Raw genomic sequence first — 18,907 nt, forward strand, 5'->3', positions numbered from 1 at the left:
TCAACCTTAGGTTTCTAGTTAACTAGAGGTTATGAGCTGAACGAGCGGCTGTCAACGCTATTTCTAGTGAATGCGAAATAGGGTTTCTGCAATTGAATCGACTCACGATTCTTTGAGGTCCTCTGCTTTGGCAGAGAGCGGTAGCGGCATCGAATGACTTATCGATTGGGCTTTGGTTGTCGTACGTGCGTTTGGCATGCTTGATTCCAACTAAATGAATGGGAAGGGATTTCAGTTCAGTCGGTTAACTCTAGATTTCGGGCGGGACCTCTTCGTCGCGCTCCGCACACGTCTCTATCGCAGTCGCAATCCCTGCTCGCAGGAAATCTTGGATGCTGTCGTATTCCTGCCATGACTCCTTCAACATTGCTTCCAAAGATTGAACCGGCAGGACGGCGGGGCCCTCCATCACGTACACTCGACCGTCGTGGATCGAATAGGCGATGGCGGAACCATCCAGATTGCCGAATGAGAATAGTCCCACGTCAAGCGAACCTTCTGGTGTCCCACCACCGTCAAAGTACGTTGCGATTTCCTGAGCTGAAAAAATCCACCCCGCTGAGACCTCAAAAGACTCAACTGGAGTGCAGAACTGCAAATACTCGTTGAGCTCGTCCGGCAGCGTAGCAACGCCCAATCGAGCTAAAAACGGCGCAAGAACAGGATCAATTCCAGTCTTGAATTCCGCGCCATCAACGGCCGCGAATCGGGACAAGTTCAACGCCAATCTATATAGTTCACTCATTGTGATTTATATCGGTTGCTCACGAATGTCAGGCAGTTTGAATTGATTGCAAAGTGGCCTTGTCACTGCCGCTCGTTCGCGGCATGGGAGCATTCCTTTTCTTCCGCCGTGGCTTTCCGTAGCTTCTGATCGATGGCGTAGAACTGCTCCTCGCCTTCGACCAACTTGTCGTCTAAGTATTTCTCCAGCCGAAATACATAGACGGTGTCGGAATACGGAATCGCCGTCGCGCGCAGCGTGTGGCCATCGATCTTGGCGGACCAGCAGGCACGCTGCTCGGCGGCCCTCGAGACAAGAGGCAGTGTGATTTCCGTAGGCATCCCTCGGCTGTCGCGAAACGCTGAGGTCAGCCGATTGTCGTCCAACACGGAGAGGTGACAAATGCCGTGCGGACGATCGCTGTACGTGATGGTCCGATCGTCGGCGATCTTCATCTGCTGGCTGGCCCCCGCGTAACTCCCGGCGACGATGCCAGTACCACTCTGATCGACGCCCCATTGGTGATCGTCAATCGGAACGACAGACGCATCCTGTTCCGCTTTCCCTTGTTTGGTCTTCACCGCAAAAAATTGCACCGAACCATCAACCAGCTTGCCGTCGCGGCGTTTCTCCAGGCGAAAGAGACAGCCGCGGGTCGAGAAAGGAATCGACGTTACTCGGTACACATATCCGTCGATTTCCGCCGACCAGACGGCCCGCTGCTGACCGCTGGCTCCGGTCACGAGCGGCAAAGTCACATCGGTACCAATCTCCCGCTCGTTGTGGAACACGACCTTGAGGCGATCGTCCTCCAGCAGCGTCATCTGACAAAGAGACTTGGCGTCGCTGTAAGAGATACAGTCGTCGGCATCAATCTGCATGAATTGAGCAACGCCGCCGAAAGAACCTGGGACAAGCCTGCTTTCAGGTTTTTGATCGGCAGCCACGAGAGCCTTTGCGTCATCTCTCGCCGCGTCTTGATTGTCTGCTCTTTGTGCGTCATCCGGCATTTGGGTACGTCGAAGTTTGAAGACCTGCTCGGCCTTTCGCTGGCCGTAGATGATGTCGATTTCAACTTCGCGACGCGGCTCGACTTCCTCATAGCCGTCCGGCCACTTCCAGACCCCATAGGTGAACCCGGCGTTGACACTCACCAACCGGCGAAAGATGCCGTCGCGGTTTGTTGAGTTCCCGGCCGCTCCGAACTTCGTGCCACCAGCCAAAGGCGACCAGCCAAGATTTTTGCCGGGGATCGGATGCGCCCAATCCTCACCGACGGCGTTCTCTCGAAAAAACTCCACACCGGGAATCCTTTTGTCGGTATCAACGTCGATTGCCCGCAACACGAGTTCACACGCTGGTAGCAACGTGAACGTGACTTGCCATGAATCGCTGGAGTCTGCGGATGCCACATAGCGCGCGCCGTCCCATTTCGTCACTCCGGCATCGGAAACAGAAAAAAGAAGCGACGCAGGAGCTCCACGACTTTTCTTGTTCCAGGCTTTGTCCACCAGCAGATACGGCAGCTCTTTTTCTGACTTGAGCTGCACGCGATAGGTTCCTTGGGGCAGTTCCATCTTGGTTGTTCCCGCCTCATCGGTCCGGAACCGTCCGACTCTTTCCCGGCCCGATCCCTTGTATTGCATCACATCGATTTCAATATCCGGCAGCGGAACCGCTTGCTCACCGCCCCGCAAACGGAATTGGATCACTTTCTTGACAGGCGTCTCGTCTTTCTCGTTCCCGGAATCGCCAACTGCGGACGTGGACTCAGGTTCCGGTTGATTGACACCCTGGTTTGGCTGTCCGCCATCGACAACCTGAAACTTCAGCGTGCCGGTTGTCAGTTGACCAGATTTCCAATCGTCGCTAGTAAGTTCGCGGCTGGCATCCAGGCCGGCGACATGGAAGGCGACCGTGTGCTTCAATTGGCATTGACCGACGACCGGCGTTTTCCAGTACGGAGCCCAATCCTGCCGACCAGGACGCGGGTTCTTGCCCAAGCCAATGCTAAGGTAGATCGCGCCGAACGCTTCACCTGGCTGAAGCTTTTCACGGTAGACCGGGAAGTTGCCCAATAGGGCGACTCTTTCAAGACTCGCTGCAGCGTCATTGGGATCGGTCACGTTCGGCACGTCCCAGAAGAAATCGGGACGCACATCCACTTGCAATGGCTTGTCACTGACATTGCGAAAGAAGACCATCATCGGCACGCGTTGGCCATCGCGGAATTGTCGCTGCTCGCTGGCAATGGCGATGCCGTACTGCACACCAAGCTGTTCGTCGCCCCAAACTGGCTTTAACCGATCGATCAACTCTTGGGCTTTTTTGCCGCGATGGTGATATTGCAGGCCGCCCGGCGTGTTGACATTGGTCGAAGGCTGAATCGGCGGGTCGGCTGCCGCTCCGCTTAGCTGAAAAACGGCGAGCGCCATCTTACGCTCCGACAAGCCAACCGCGAACTGCTTGATGTCGTCGGAAAACGCGCCGCAATGCGCCTCCGTTTGAAGTTCAAATAACTTTTCACCCGTTCGAGTCGACCAGATCGGGACGACGCCCTTCTTCTTATCGCTCGTTCCTGTTCGCGCAAGCAGATGGCCGTCTTTGGAATAGACCAACGCGCTGGTACCGTAACGGTACGAAGCGTCGAGCAGGTGTTGCAGTTCGCCCGTTTGGATGCCCCACAGACTCACGCCGAGGATGTCGCCGACGGCCAGCTGCTTTCCGTCGGGCGACAACTGCACACTCCAAACGTGGTCGTTGTATTGGCCTTTCACTTCGGGATCAGAATGTGCCCTGCCCTTGTTGTCGTTTTCAAAGGAGCGAAGTAGTTGTCCGGTGCTGGTATCCCAAACCTTGGCTCCGCTTCCATTAGTCGTAGCGAGCCGTTTCCCATCCGTAGACAAGTCGATGGATTGCAGCGTCGTCGCATCTTTGTCGACCACGGTTCGCAAAAGCTCGCCGGACGCACCATCCCAAATCATCACTTGAGCGTCATAAACAAGCGTCGTGCGCCCGGGCATTTCCCAATACCCGGCGATCACCGAAAGATCGGGCGTGCAGTCGAGCTTGTTGATCGAACACGTATAGATGCCTTCCCTGGTTGGGTACGGCATTTTTTTGAGCAGTTCGCCAGTCGACGTGTCCCAGATACCCACGTGCTCGTCCGTTGCCGCAACCACGCGCCGCCCGTCGCCGGACAGTTTGAACGACTCCTCGGCAAACGGCCTGGCTTGTTTGTCACCGGTGAGATGGACTTCGCTGATCAAAGTTCCCGTGACGACATTGCATCTGCGAACCGTGGCACGCTGGTAGCTCGAAACGGCGACCAGTTCCCTATCGGAATCGTCAAACTGTAAATAGATCAAGTTGTAATGCCCGGGCAACCGAAACGCCGGCTTGAGCAATGTCTTGGGGCCGGCTTTCTTCTTCGGAGCCAGCTTGATCGCTTCGTTAGTGATTTCGAAAGGCGTGACGCCAGTCTTGAGTTCGCCGACGTAGTCACCTTCCAGCGGCGCGAGCACTTTGCCTTTGCCGTCCTTCAACAGGAAGCTGCTACCGAAACGTTCTGACAGTTGAATTGAGTATTTGCCCGCTGGCGCGACGAGCCTGCGATTGGTGACATGCTCGAAGTTCCCAGCCCGCTCGCCATTGATCGCCAGGCCAATATTACCCGCATAAAAAACAGCGATCTGTTGAGGTTTTAGTGTGACCCGCACAACCGGAGTTGAGCCGGTGTAAAAAGTGGTACCGACATCAACCCGTTCGCCTTTCTCGTCTTGTATGTGTACGCTGAGCTTCGACATCCACAGCTGCGATGCGACCGTGATCGGCGCGTCGCTTACGTTTTGGACGTGCATGTTAAGTTTGGGCTTCTCGCCGTGAGCGTGGCTCGTCGTCGAGGGCGCAAACGACATTGCTGCGCGGAGGCCACTGGTCGGTTCGCCCCACACAAGCGTGGGATAAGCTTCTAGCTTGTCAGTCTTCTCGTTTTTGTTCGCAGAGACAGGCTGGAAGCCTATCCGACTGACTTCAAACGTTACCGGCGGCGTCACGACGTCGCCTGCCACGCACGAAAAGACTGGACTCTCCGCCTTGTACTCCTTGATCCGCGTCACGACTCGTGGCGGCATACCGTGGTATCGCACCTCCACGCGATGGTTGCCCGGTTCGAAACTCCGCTGAAACACACTCAACCACTTCGACGGTCGCAGCAGGAAGCGATGCGTCTTGCCCGGTTCGACGGTCGCGACGCCCAAGCTACCCAATATTGTGTTTAGCGTGACGACTTCGAGTTCTGGCCGGTCGATCCGCTTGCCGTCGAGATCGAACAGGTCGAGCGAGAACAGGAACTGCCCGTACCAGTTCGAGTTCGCCTTGCCAATGGAATCGCCGAAGCTGTTGCCGTAGCGGGTGTCGAGCAGCGTGATCGGCTTGTCGCTGACATTCTTCAGTTCGACCGCGAATGCGACATCGTCCGGCTTCTCAAAATTCTCCACACGCTGTGCCAAATCAATCGCGTCCTCGCTCATCGAACTCAGCACCGGCACCACGCGAGCCCGCAGGCCATTCATGACATCGCCCCATTCTGATGCACCTTGTGGAGTGAATGCGGCAAGGACGTTTTCCTGGGAAGCGGTCGTGGCGTTTGATTGCTGCGATCCATCCTGCCGTTCGGAAAGAATAACAATCTTCGTGGCTCCGACACCGGGGACGACTTCGTAGCGCACACGGGTTCGGAACTTCAAGTTCTTCCGTTCAGCGGGAATCTCGCCCGCCTCGGTAAGCCGCGCGTACGTTGTGCTTCGCCCGGTCATGATCCCCCGACCATCGGCGAACAAGAGGATGCCATCCAGCACGTCGTCGATGACCCCCTCATAAACGATGGGCAACTTGCCGGGACGCTTCGACGCAACTTGCGCAGCCAACTGGACCGGTACTTCGGGGATCAAAATCCCGTCACCGTCTTTCGACGCTTTTAAGAGTTTGACGCGGCCGTCCTGCTTGAGCTTCCGCAGATAGGCGATGTAGTCCTCCAATGAGGCGATTCGGACGCCATACTCGCCTGCACCTTTCGTCGCCAAATTGAAATGCGTCTGATGCCGATCGCTGATTTCTTTCTCTCGCTCTGTCCCGGCATCGTCGGTTTTCGGCAATTTTCCGAGGATGACGAGATCCGTCTTTGGCGAGATTCCGTACTCCCCCAACGCTCGCGAGCGGTTGTGAACACGCCTGCCGTCATCGTCGATCCGCAAGTCGATCACAGACCCCGAGGCGTGGATCAAGTCCATCAACGAATCCCGTCCGTCTATCTTTTGAGCAAGTTCGACAACACCCACAATCGCGACATGCTCGACGGGCAGCAACCAGTACAGGACATCCCCAAACTCAGGCCAATGTTCAATCGCAGACTGATTCCGTATGGATAGCACCTGACCAAGACGTGTGTTACCCCAGGAGATAACTCGCGGCAATTGAGGGTCACGCTGGAGTAGAGTCCGTGAATCATAAGAGAGGTTCGAGAACCAAAGTGTTATCCTTGCCTGCTCAGACTTACTTTCTTCGGTCAGTCCATTCGGGCCGCGGAACTCGAAGGCTCGATCCTGACGGTGCACCGCCCAGTTCCGAGGCAAGGCTAGTTTGAACTTCTCGTGTAGCACGTCCAACTCGTTCAGCTCAGGCGGGGCAGGCAGCAGCGGTTTGACGTTCGCGCGGTCGTTGGTCGTCTTTGGAAATGTTTCGATGGAGATCTTGTTCTCCGCGTCGGGCAATTCAGCCACCATCGGATTGGCAAACCCCGGCGGTTCGGCTGGTCCGACCTTCCCACTCACGACGTCACCCGAGGCAAATTCTACGTCGGCCAGCGGTGTTGTCGCACCGACGACGTGGACGATGCGTAATGACAGTTCGTCCTTGGGCGATTGCGGCTGCTCGAGCAGAAACAGGCCGACTACGTTCTCCGCAGTGCGGAAAGTGCGCAGCACCGGGCTGTCCGCGCGGACTTCGCCACTTGACGAGTCCGGAATGAACCCAGAGACATGCGTTATCTCGTCCTTGCGTTCGAACAACGCGACAATTTCTTGCGGCAGAGTCGTCCAAGTCCACGATTGGTCTGGTTGCTGCTGCAATCCAGTCGCCAACGATCGCAAGTTTGTACGCACCGAGCGTATTTGGATATCTTGGTTCATCGCTCCCGTACCGTCGCCCAGTGGCTTCGCGTGACTGTAAAGAATCAGGTCGATCCCATTCTGCATTAGCCAAGCATTTAGAACTTCCTCCTTGGGCTGGACGACGAAGTAAGGCAGCCGTCGCCTATCGATTTCAACGGGAAACGGCGGGGTGGCCAACCGACCTCGATCCAGATCAACGAAGAACCATCCATCGCCGTGCGCCGCCGCACGCTTCAATTCAAGACGCTGTTCGTCCGTGAAATGTGCAGCATCGTCTCCGGTTTCACCATCGCCGACCGTGACCTCCTGAGCGACAACAATCGACGCGAGACTAAGCAGCAGTAGCAGAAAGGTGGTTCGCATCATATTTACCTTGACTCACGACAGAGTTTCATTCGGATGGGTTTTCGAAGAACGATCTGGTTTCGTCTGCAAAATTCCGTGCTTCGGCTTGGACGTCACTGGCGTTCAGCGTCTCCTCGTCCGTTTCAAGTTCTACATCCACATGAACCGGCGAATGGGATTCGTCGACTGTGACAATCATCGCGCCGCCTCCACCAGAATCTCTCGCAATCAGGCGGTTTCCTTTAAACTCCCACGTCGCATTGGACGGCGTGATGCTCTCATCTCCGTCAGTCGCGATCTGGCGTGTCAGTCGCCACATGCCTTGCAGTTGGTTTAGGGTCTTGCCGTGCGTCGACTGCGCGTCCATTGCGTCTTCGTGTTTGGGATTGAAGTCATCCAAAATGGGCAACGCAGCAGCCTGATCGTTCGGCACCGTTTCACGCGTTGTGCCATCCGCAGGAGACGCATCGATCGGCGTAACGCGATCTCCTTTGCGGATCGGTCGGTCGGCGGACCACTCAACGACGCGTGCGTACGATTCATGCTCGCCGATCGTGGTTATCTCGACCAATGCAACCGAAATGGGTGAGGTAGAACAAGATCCACACGGATGGTTTGGCTGTGTTCATTGCTTTGGATCGGCTTGCCGCTCTGGCGATCAAAGACGTTCGCGCGATAGGCACGACTTGGATTGCGTGCCCGGTCTGAATCCGGCATGATGCCGTTTTTGACGTTTTCGTTTTCCTCCTTCGCGTCCTGAATGCATGCTAGAGCAATGTGTCTGTCAGCAGGGATAGCGACGTTAGGACGCAGAAAAAAGCCGTTGCCTGTTGTTCTCAGAGGGCGAATCGTTCCGCGTGTGCGATACAGCGAGCCAGCGTGGAACAAGAGCAATTCATCCTTTTGAATTCGGTCTCGCGTCTTTGCGTAGACGATGACACCGTAGGAGGGTTGCCCGTAATGCGGTTCTTCCGAACATTCAAGCGTGGCATTTTCGGCAACCCTACGCAGATCACCAAGTTCGCTTTCATGGATTACCTTTAACCGATTCGTGATTTCCTGTTGTCGTGCTTCGATGAGCTTCTCTCTGCGCGCGTTTTCCAAATTCTGTGATGCGTCCGTCTTTGTAAATAGCTTTCCGCCCTCAAGGAATTGCTGCACGTAACGCAGGTCTACTTTCAGCCGCGTTTCTTCTGCGAGCAAATCGTGTATTTCCTGCAGCACCGCGTCGCTGGGGAAACCAGCATCCAATGCTTCGCCCGTCTTCGTAATCTTCGCAATCCAATTCTCACTTCGTTTGAGTGTTACTTGATTGCCGGTTAGTTCGTAGCCCGTGATTCCGCTGTCTATCTCAACGACATATTCGCCGGCTTTCAGTCGCGTCGTCGCCTCATCTTGGGTAACTGTCAATCTCTCGACGACTTCATCACCTCGGATGATACGGATTGGAATGTCGTGATCACCGTTACTCTCGATCGTCAGCGTGCCCTTGTTCAACTCCAGCACGATCAGGATGCCGGCAAAGATCAGGGCCAGCGCAGCGGCGGCTCCCATGACAAGTCGCACCACGGTGGCAGGTGGTTGGCGCGGGAACCGAGGTCCAGCGGCTGTCCGTTGATCTTCGTTGTGTCTTTTGACGAGCGATCCGCACCGTTCGGGCAACGGAACCGTCGTCGGTTGTTGCACATGAGCCAGACAATCGGCCAGCAATTCGGCGACTTCGGCGGCCGATGCGAAGCGATCGTCAGCTTGCTTCGCCATCAGTCGCTCGATGATGTGACTGAGCCATGCGGGGACATCGGAATTGACATCACAGATCGGTGTCGGATTGTGATTGGCGATCCGATGCAGCACTCCGTAAGTTGTTTCGGCTCGGAAGGGAGAACGACCGGCGCACATGGCGTACAAGACGCTGCCGAGAGAAAATAAATCGCTACGTGCCTCGATGGCCTCCCCACGCGTTTGCTCGGGCGACATGTATTGCGGCGTTCCCGCAATCACTCCGCTACGTGTCATCGACGCATCATCGACCGCCCGTGCCAATCCAAAATCCGTGATGGTGACACGTTCCACGCCCTCTCCCAACAGGATATTCGCGGGCTTAATGTCTCGATGCACCAAACCTTGTTCATGCGCGGCGGCGAGACCCGCAGCGATTTGTGCTGCAATACGCTCGGCTACGCGAACCTCCAGTTCGTCGCCACACGTTTCGCACTGATCAAGATGTTCGGCCAATTGCATTTCGGCTTGTTCGCTCAGCTCTCCGCGTGTGAACGCATCCAGTTGACTCAGGTCGCATGTTTCTTTTGTCATGACTGTGATTCCTCCAGCTCGGCAACCACAGCGCGTAATCGTTGCAGTATGCGACAACGGGCCGTGTAAATGGTCCCTAGCGTTTTCCCCAATTCGTGAGCGGCTTGGGCGTTGCTCATGCCGTCAATGACGGTCAATTCAAACGACTTCCATGTATCGGGCCGAACGTCGGCACGGACGACCTCAGCCGCCCGCAGATACAGTTCACGCCGATACTCCAGGTCGATCATCGAATCCGTTGTATCCCCACGCACCGGGCACTCGGCTAACCAATCGTCGCCGGACGGTGATCCGACTGGTTGGTCAAGCGGACGGCGGGTGACAGCGTTGCGGGCGATGCGACGCAGCCAGTGCCGAAACCGAGTCGCCTCATTCGCCTTTTCCCAGCGTTGTACGGCCGAGGCGACCGATAGCAAAACCTGTTGACTCAAGTCCTGTGCATCTGCGTCCTGCATTCGGTGCGCAACGGCGATCCGATAAATCACGGGACGGTAAATATCGACGAACTTTTCCCACGCCAGCCGATTGCTCGGATCCTTCACCTGAACGATCGGGCTTTGACGCGTTTCGGGGAAGGAAGTCATCGGTCACTCAGTATCAGGGAAAACCTACATCTACTTGATTAAACACGAGTTTTTCAAATCCTTACACGGATTCGTCGATTTTCTAGGTCAATCGCCCTCGAGCTAGATGTCTTGAATAATGGACTTAGCGTTCTTTGAGTGAGTTGCTTTCATGGTCCGAATTTAGATGCCATGTCGGGCCAAGTGACCGAGATTCCCGTTTCCGCCCGATCCTCCAGTCTGCGTCCTTGTTTGGCTTGCCCGATCCATTCGTCGAAAGTCTTCCCGCCGTGAAATTCGGCATCCTGTCGTAGGTTGTCTTCGGCATTCACGTAGCCAGGAACGCTCGTCCCTGCGAATGCCAGGACAAGCAGAAGTGGCATCAGCATCAATGCGAACATTCGGTTCAAAATACACTTCCAAGTCAGTAACAATGAAATGGTCAGCCGCAATCCGCCAATCGAATCAGCAGGCTGTTCCGGAATTTCGGACAGCACGGCATAACAAAACCGTCCATCCTCTTCACCTAATTTAGGATCTTCTCGGTATCGATTGTTCTACATAGCCGGTGCCTTGTCTTCATTATCCGCAAACTCCCATTCGCCATGTACGTTGGGTTTCAATCTGACTGAGTCGCCGGTGCAGAGGTCCGTCAATTTGAGTTCACTACCAGTGGTGTCGATCAATGTCCGTACACACAACGCGGGGAACTTATCGAAACCTTCAACGGTCAATTGCCCATCGCCGTCGAGTTGAAATGCGGCCAAGGCATAGGACGCTTTGGGAAAATAGAGTCGCAGCACGCCATCCTGTTGGCAGAACGCCCGATCAAAAGTTGCATCACCGTCGAGCTTTAGGGCGTTGTCCTCCTGCCAGACAGTTTTGCGTGCTTCCGCAATTTGAATCGGAAATCTCGCATCCACAACGACCCGGCCTGTTTGCAGAGAAACGTATTCCGACCAACTCGTTGTCCTCCGTCTGTATTTGGCTGAATTCTCCTCGCCGGGCGGAATCTCTTCCCAAGATGGTAGATTTCTTGAGCGCCGCTCGTGCGCAACTTCTTGCAAGGCAAACTCGGCGAATGCTTCAAAGCGACCAGACTGGATGTGCTGAGAAAATGGATACGCCTTGACTGCAGTCTTGAAATTCTTCTCAGCATCGATGTTGAAGAGTCCGGCCTCGCAGGGATGAGCAAGCACGCATTGCTCACCAGGTGCAAGCACGGTCCTTCGCAGGAGTTTCGGTACGCGATAATACCACTCGGTCAGGGACTGGTCCTCCATTCGAATGACATTATGCTGGCGATCAACGAGGAACGGCTGCACATTTGAGTTCCACTCTTCGAACCGAATGTGGTCATGACGTGTCACGTTTTTGACGACCACCGCAGCCGAAAGCAGCATCGATTGTTCATCGCAGGCAACGACATCAGACTTGACCAGGGCCGCGCGCAGTCCGTTGACTTCCGGCCCCCAGGCGGCTTCGGGTATCTGTAAAGCCTGAGCAGCTTTGGGGGGCTTAGAGAACTCGCTCCCACTGTCTACTGCTGCGTCACTAGTACCGAACTCAGTTTGCCCCTGTGCTCGACTCAGCAAAACCGGTGCGAACATGAGTCCCGCAACGACTGCCAGTCGAGCGATTCGAGAACGTGGTAACGATGAGCGTAGGGGAGCAAGCATTTCAAGTCTCGCGATTCAAGTGAGTGAGTGAGTGGAAAGTGAAATCGTGACCGTCCTATTCCTTCTCGCAGTGAAGCGAGCAATGTCATTACCGTTTGTCTGCCACCAGCGCAGCAATTTTCTCTTTGAGTGAGCGATCCGTTTCGAGCTTGGTGACTCGTAGTTCGCCACGCGAGAATCGGAACTTGTTGCGGTCGGTAGGCGATTGGACTGCGAAAATGTCGATCGCTTGATGTGGGAACCAAACGCCAGACGCGATTTCTCGATAGTCATTGAACCGTGTTAATTCGACGCCATGGGCCAAATCGTCGAAGTAAAGCAAGCCGAAGAGGCCAGTCAATCGCTGCCGTGTCGCTTGATCGGTGTTCTTCGCAAACTCACGAAATGCTTCAAGCGTCTCAAACTTCTTGCCACATAAGTTTTCAACTTCTGCTGTTTCGTGGAACGGCGCGGGCTCAATGCCTTCCATGACATAGTTCAGCATTTGCAACAACTGTCCTGAATCCTTATCGAACCACAACTTGCAACGACGCGGCCTGGACAGGACGACCCAACACTCGCTGTCATCGATCGCCTCCTGACCGACGACCTGATACTCGGCAAACTCAGCGGGAACGAGTGCGAACTTGATGTTCCCATCACTCTTGCCCCAGGGGAATTCCAGACTAGCCGACCGCAAATGAAAAAAGACGCGAGCATCCACTCGCTTCCAAACGGTTGGCAACTCAAGGTTCGCGTACTGAGGAGCATCGTTGTTGGTTTGTTGTCGTTGCCAAATCGAATCGTCATGACTGAAGTAGTGATTAACGATTCGCGTTTTTCCGTTAGCACCGTCCAGACGCGGTTTGTCGTATCCGAATAGAAATCGCTTCTCGTCCCAAGCCGTTGTCTTTGTTGAAGATGGTGTTCTGGGCTTCACTACCTGAGTCATTGCCTTTCGGAAACTTGCATCTGACATCTCAGCCTCCTCGCTCATTCCATCAAGCCAGACGGAGGTGTACGTGGCCTCAAGAAACAATCGTGGCAGACTGGCAATCTCTTGGGCTCGTTGGTCATGCTGTTTTGCCGCTTCAATCGCTTTAGCCTGATCGCTTTGCGACAGCCCCGCCTGCGCCAAGGCACTCTCGCAGGAGACCAGCGATATTGCAAATGCCAAGCCAATGAACAGGCGTTGCGAGTTTTGAATTCGAGTCACCATTGGGGCTTCCCTCGTTAAGTGTTGGGATCGTCGGTCAATTCGATTCGCTTCGCGTGTCGACTTCGACCACCTCGAATGGTAAGCGATTCGACGTGATTGAGAATCTGTTTTGCCCGCTGTAAGCCTTTAGCATGACCGAAACATAGTACTTTCCGGGAGTCAGAAGATACTGCCGAGGAGACGAATGGTTCGATTGTTGGTGATCGACAACCGTGAATTTGGCAATGTCACCCAACTGAAATTGACATGCAGGTGATCGTGTAATCGTCCCCGCATTATCATCATTGAGCAGCCGAATCTCGCCAGCGTTCAGTCCGCGATAGTTGGCCGATAGCGGTGCGGGAACTAGGTGTTGCTCTGAGTACTCACCACTGTTTTGAGCGATGACGCTGCCGTCTTGAGACGAAATCTGAAACACTGCCTGGCAAGCGTCCGCCGGTTCAAACCCCGTGCGTATCGCTTCGTCGCTTGCATTCTGAAGGTAAATCTGAAGTTGACCAACATCTCCAGGCGTGAACCGCTGAGTCTGACCACGTTTTGAGTCTTCAAAGCGGACTCCCAACCGCAGCCCCTGAACCGGTTTTGACCACACAACTTCGTCCTCGTTAGCAAGACCTGTGAAGTCGCTCAGACCTGAAGGATTGGTGTTTCCAGCTTCGGTCCCTTCGCCTGGATCGCCCATAGCCGATGTCAGCACAATTTCGACGGTCGATGGAATCGATTGAATTACGGCTGAGGATTTTCTGCCATCAAAATGTTCGACGTACAACATGTTGGATATGCCTGTTTCGTACGAAAAGTTATCGACCTTCTCTAGATCCTCGATTTCATAGCGTCCGTCCTGATCGGTAACGGCATCATTAACGCCGGACATCCGATTCGGCCCGAGACGAACGTTTGCCCCAACGACAGGTCGAGACGCCGAATCTGTGACACGTCCGTTAAGCGAGGCGGCTGGCCGCATTTCGATTTGTCTCAGATCTGCCCCGTCCTGCCAGAAGAATAACCTTGATGCTCTGCCCGGCGACGTGATCGCAATCCGACTGCGTGCCAAATCGACCTCGCCATCGCTGGGGATGTCGCTGTCAAATCGGAAATGTCCATCCTTATCGGTCGTCGTCAAATCGAAGAGCCTCATTGGCAATCGCTTATTCCCGCGGATGAAAAAACGTGCAATTGCGCCGGCAATTGGGACTCCGTCCTCCGCGCGAACGCACTGGCCTCGGTAGTCAATAGTTCTTGTGCCTGATTGGTCGTCATGCGGACGAGCGGCGACCTCACCCGGTCCGACGATGCTGACCGTTCGAATTTCACCGGGCTTCAGATTGAATTCATGATCAACAACGTGCGTGTAAATCAAGCCGGACTTCTTTTCCCAGCCATCAAGGTTCATTAAACGGGCGGCCCACTTTGATTGCTGATGCATCGGGAAACTCACAGGAAGCCACGGCTCGCCGTCGTCGTCTTCCTGGGGGATGTTCAGTGACTTGCGGCCTTGTTCGTTCGCCAGACCGACAACGTCCATCACGTAGACGTGTGCGGAACCTTCCATCATCTCCAGCGTCACGCTCGGTTTCTTTTCCGTGGCGAACGTCAATGCATAATACCCGACCCTGACAGACTGTTTGCCAGGCACTGGTTGGAAAGGCGCAGGCTGGAAAGGCACAGGCTGGAAAGGCCCAGGCTGGAAAGGCCCAGGCTGGATATTTCGGGTGAATCGCGTGGGGTTGTTTTCGATCTCTCGCACGCCGCTTGCCTGAACAAGATAGAGTTCCGCAAATGGCGGTTCCGATCCGGTTTGCGGGGGAACCACACCGATGATCATCCCAACCTCTTCGATACCGTTGCCGAGTGCCGGAAAGTTGGAGAAATCGTCGATCGTGTCTTCTGGCGCGAACGTCTGTCCCACACGGGAAGGAGACGAAAACGGTCCGCGTTCGTCACGTTTGCCAAATCGCAGATCGTTGAGGTCTCCCGGTCGAAACTTGCTGGACAGAACGAGCTTCCCGATGTCCGCAATCTTTTTCGCATCCACTGTGATATGGCCGAACAGCACCCCCTCGCCAAGACGGAAAATGTGAACTTTCAAGTTCGTCGTTTCGAGTTTGCCTGTACGCAATTGACTTTCCACGAAGCGTAGATCGCTTTGAGAAAGGATCTCCCACGGCCCAAGTCCTACGAGGGTATCTCGGCTCTTCAGCCCCGCCATCGCTGCCGGGCTTCCAGCGTCCACCTCGCCAATCCAAAGGCCACCACGCAGATTTGAGTTGTTTTGGATGTACGCTGCGTCGTTGCTGCCAACCCGTATCCCGGTCAAATGCTGCCAATACGCTCTAAACCCGACGAAGGCTAGCGCATCGTCCTGCGGAGGCTTGTTCAGCTTGATCGCTTCGGTTGACTCGCTGAGCTTCAGCGGTTTGGCCGACATGACAATCTTGACAACATCCGTTCCGCCGCGTTGCAACGAAACGTTACCGCCGTCGACAACCATGACATCAAAACGACCATCGACCTCGATGACATAGTTTCCCGCGGCGATACGAACATTTTGTCGAGACTTGGTGACCGTCAGTCGCTTTACCACGTTGTCACCCTGCATGATCCGAATCGGCACATCATCCGCTTCGGACTCAATTTTCAACGTCCCTTTGTTCAGCTCCAGCACAATCAACACCCCGGCGAAGATCAACGAGAATGCAAAGGCTGCGGCGGCGATGAATCTACCGATCGGTGGGCGGCGGATGTCGCCAAGGCTTTCGGCCGGCTTGTCATTGCCGCGTACTTCGAAACTCTTGGAGAGTTTCGCTACGGACTCGGGCAATGGAGTTGTTGTCGGTTGCTGGACGTGCGCCAAGCAGTCTTCGAGAAGCTCGGCGACTTGTTCGGCGGAGTCGAAACGATCGGACGCTTGCTTGGACATCAGTTTGCTGATGATTGCGCACAGCCACTCGGGAATGTCGGGATTGACCTCTCGAATGGGGCGCGGTTGCTTGTCAGCGATCAACCGTAGAACGGCAATCGAATTCTCGGCACGAAAGGGAGCGTGTCCGGTACACATGGCGTACAGGACACTGCCCAGGCTGAACAAGTCGCTGCGCGCGTCGACCGCGTCGGCGCGGGCTTGTTCGGGCGACATGTATTGTGGTGTTCCGGCAAGTATTCCGGAGGCGGTCAGCGATGCGTCGTCGACAGCCCGAGCCAATCCGAAATCGGTCAGCATCGAACGCTCGACGGTGCTATCGAGCAAAATGTTCGATGGCTTGACGTCGCGATGCACCAACCCTTGAGCGTGCGCGGCGGCCAGCCCGCGAGCGGCATGTAGCCCGATCCGCAGGATCTCTCGCAACTCCAACGGCCCCTGATCGTGTAGCCGTTTCTGCAGACTCACGCCTCGCATGTATTGCATGACCAGATACGGCGTTCCCTGCCACTGATCGACGGCATAGATCGGCAGGACATGGTCGTCGATGACCGCCGCCGCTGCTTGGCCTTCGCGCCGAAAGCGAGCCCGCGCGGCGCCGGATGACGCCAGATGCGGCAGCAGGACTTTGATGGCGACATACCGATGCAGCCCGGCATCGAACGCTTTGAAGACAGCGCCCATGCCACCTCGACCGAGAATGCCGACGATTTCATAGCTGCCAATGCGGCCCATCATGCTCGGATCGTCAGTCGGCCCGAGCAGTTCAATCAACCGATCGTAGCCGAACCCCTGTTGTTCATCGTGGACAGAGTCACTGAACGCCGACGATGGATCGACACCGAGTGCGTGTTCGACGTCACTCCACCACTCGCGATCGCCAGCGGTGTTCTCAAGAGCCTCGCGACAAGTATCGCAGATCGAGAGATGTTCTTCGACTTCGGTGACTCGCTGCTCAGAGAGATCTCCCGCAATGAATGACTTCAGTTCGTCCGCCTGAAGGCATGTAGTAAAAGTTTGCATCAGGTATCGCTCCATAAATCGGACAACTCTTCGACCTTTGCTTTGAGTCGGGCCACGACTCGGCATCGGGCTGCGTACACAGAGCCGATCGAGCGACCGCAGACTTCCGCGACTTCAGCCGCTGGACGACCTTCGATGGCTGTCGCCTGGAAGATCACCCATGTCGTTTCGGTAAACTCGGATTGCAGCTCTCGCGCCGCCCAGCGAATCGCCTCCAGGCGACTTTCCTTCAACAGCGACAACGTCAGCTCACCGTTGCCGTTCCCACCAACCTCTCCACTAGCCGGGATAGCGCTGAGCACTTTCGCAACACTGGAGGTTCCGGCAGCCCGATCGGGCCGAGTCCGAGTCAAGGCGTTGACGATAGCGTTGCGAGTAATCCGCGCGAGCCAATTCCGAAAACGCGGCCCATCATTGCTGGGCTGCCACTTCTTGATCGCCTTGGCCACCGATACGAAGACGCCCTGTGCCAAGTCTTCCGCATCCTCGTGCTGCAATCCGCGACCGCGGGCCATGCGATAGACGACAGGCCGATAGACCGCCACGAGTTCTCTCCATGCAGTCACATCCTGCGGATCTTTCACCCGCAGAATCAGACTCTCGCTCGTTTCTGGCCAATCGCTCATGTGTGTCCTCTACCCTTATTCACACATGATCGCAGATTTCTTACATGGAAAACTTGGAAAAGCAGCCGAAGTCCCGGACGCACGATCGAATGATTCATTCTGTGCACGAGAATGTGGCGTTATTCTCAAATGATTGCCAATCCCATCGAAGCTCTGTTATGGGGTACCTGATTGGCCCGGCAATCTCAGATCTCACGCCGATAAGTGTAGAATGTCGTGACAGGTCGCTGGGCATGTTATTGAATTGGTGATCGGGGGCTGAAGTTTTGAAAATGTCGATCGTACAAAAGGTGGAACGATGAAGGTCTTTCAATGGGCGTTGTTGATGCTATTGCTCGGCGTCGGATGCGGTCGCGAGGCGAATCAGGGGAAACCTGCGAATGCCTCGAGAAACGCTGATGGGCAAGCGGAGCAGGATACTTCGTTTGCGGATGCCCGCAGGGCGTTCAAGACTCACCTTGTCCGCCAGGAGAAAACAAATGAAGCGGTGCCAACGCCGCCTTCGCAATTGTTCGAGGTCGTGCAGTTTGATTCACCCGTGGGTAAACTCGCCGCTTATCTTAGCCGGCCTCAGGATGCCGGTGGCAAGCAGCCTGCGATCATTTGGGTATTCGGTGGCTTCGACAACAGCATCGGCGAGACCGCGTGGGAAGACGCTGCGCCTGACAACGATCAATCGGCCAGCGCATTTCGAGAGTCGGGCATCGTCATGATGTATCCCTCGTTTCGAGGAGGAAACGAAAACCCCGGTTTTCGAGAATGCTGTTATGGGGAGGTCGAGGACGTAATCGCCGCCGCGGAATATCTTGCAAAGCAAGACTTTGTCGATCCCAATCGAATCTACTTGGGCGGTCATAGCACGGGCGGGACACTTGTAATTGTGGCCGCTGCCGCCAGTGATCGATTTCGTGCTGTGTTTTCCTTTGGGGCGATCGACGAAATTATCAGCTACTCCAGCGAACCGATCCCCTTCGATTACAAAGATAAACAGGAATTGAGAATGCGATCTCCCGTTCATTGGTTGAGCTCGATCAAAGTCCCAACGTTTGTATTCGAAGGTTCATCCCCGGGCGGGAATCTCTACTCACTTTATGAATTGAAGCGTGCGTCCAAGAATCCGCTGGTTCAATTTCATCCCGTCAAAGGGAAGGACCATTTCAGCGTGCTGGCTCCCATGACCAAGTTGATCGCCGAGAAGATCGTCCTCGACACCGGCCCCCAAAACTCAATCGAGTTTTCCAGCGGCGAGATCGCAAGACACGCAAAAAAGTAGCCAGCGTCTCGGATTGCAGTGTCTGTGACGAGGCTGGGCCAGGACCGTGCGATCATTCGTCTCACCGGCCGTG

11 protein-coding genes are annotated in these 18,907 nt (G+C 55.2%); 1 reads left to right on the forward strand and 10 read right to left on the reverse strand.

Translation table 11 applies throughout. From position 1 onward, the window contains the following. Positions 1-250: 250 nt before the first annotated feature. The 10 genes from SH528x_RS00785 to SH528x_RS00830 form a co-directional block, all read right to left on the reverse strand. Positions 251-745, reverse strand: a complete 495-nt coding sequence (locus tag SH528x_RS00785) for a hypothetical protein (protein WP_442508633.1) — start codon at positions 743-745, stop codon at positions 251-253. A 62-nt stretch (positions 746-807) separates the two neighbouring features. Next, a complete protein-coding gene (locus SH528x_RS00790; RefSeq protein WP_442508634.1) occupies positions 808-7,260 on the reverse strand; it encodes a WD40 repeat domain-containing protein in 6,453 nt (2,150 codons plus the stop codon). Positions 7,261-7,285: 25 nt separating this feature from the next. Continuing rightward, complete coding sequence (locus tag SH528x_RS00795; RefSeq protein ID WP_442508635.1) at positions 7,286-7,810, reverse strand: hypothetical protein; 525 nt, start codon at positions 7,808-7,810, stop codon at positions 7,286-7,288. Continuing rightward, positions 7,798-9,552, reverse strand: coding sequence for a protein kinase domain-containing protein (locus SH528x_RS00800; protein WP_442508636.1), 1,755 nt, complete (start codon positions 9,550-9,552; stop codon positions 7,798-7,800). Before SH528x_RS00800 ends, SH528x_RS00795 begins: the two co-directional genes overlap by 13 nt. Beyond that, positions 9,549-10,136, reverse strand: a complete 588-nt coding sequence (locus SH528x_RS00805; RefSeq protein ID WP_442508637.1) for a sigma-70 family RNA polymerase sigma factor — start codon at positions 10,134-10,136, stop codon at positions 9,549-9,551. Before SH528x_RS00805 ends, SH528x_RS00800 begins: the two co-directional genes overlap by 4 nt. A gap of 149 nt (positions 10,137-10,285) precedes the next feature. Continuing rightward, complete coding sequence (locus tag SH528x_RS00810; RefSeq protein ID WP_442508638.1) at positions 10,286-10,612, reverse strand: hypothetical protein; 327 nt, start codon at positions 10,610-10,612, stop codon at positions 10,286-10,288. A gap of 60 nt (positions 10,613-10,672) precedes the next feature. Continuing rightward, positions 10,673-11,725 carry a hypothetical protein gene (locus SH528x_RS00815; protein ID WP_442508639.1) on the reverse strand — a complete coding sequence of 351 codons (1,053 nt, stop codon included), beginning with the start codon at positions 11,723-11,725 and terminating at the stop codon, positions 10,673-10,675. 157 nt (positions 11,726-11,882) lie between these two features. Next, entirely contained in the window at positions 11,883-12,992 is a 1,110-nt protein-coding gene (locus tag SH528x_RS00820; protein WP_442508640.1) for a hypothetical protein, read from the reverse strand. Positions 12,993-13,026: 34 nt separating this feature from the next. Then, a complete protein-coding gene (locus SH528x_RS00825; RefSeq protein ID WP_442508641.1) occupies positions 13,027-16,935 on the reverse strand; it encodes a protein kinase domain-containing protein in 3,909 nt (1,302 codons plus the stop codon). Beyond that, positions 16,935-17,561, reverse strand: a complete 627-nt coding sequence (locus SH528x_RS00830; RefSeq protein ID WP_442508642.1) for an RNA polymerase sigma factor — start codon at positions 17,559-17,561, stop codon at positions 16,935-16,937. Before SH528x_RS00830 ends, SH528x_RS00825 begins: the two co-directional genes overlap by 1 nt. A 298-nt stretch (positions 17,562-17,859) precedes the next feature. Between SH528x_RS00830 and SH528x_RS00835 the strand changes: the two genes are divergently transcribed. Next, on the forward strand, positions 17,860-18,834 hold the full coding sequence (locus tag SH528x_RS00835; RefSeq protein WP_442508643.1) for an alpha/beta hydrolase family protein: 975 nt from the start codon (positions 17,860-17,862) through the stop codon (positions 18,832-18,834). The last annotated feature ends 73 nt before the right edge of the window (positions 18,835-18,907 follow it).

This window comes from Novipirellula methanifontis (assembly GCF_052161655.1).
Taxonomy (GTDB): domain Bacteria; phylum Planctomycetota; class Planctomycetia; order Pirellulales; family Pirellulaceae; genus Novipirellula.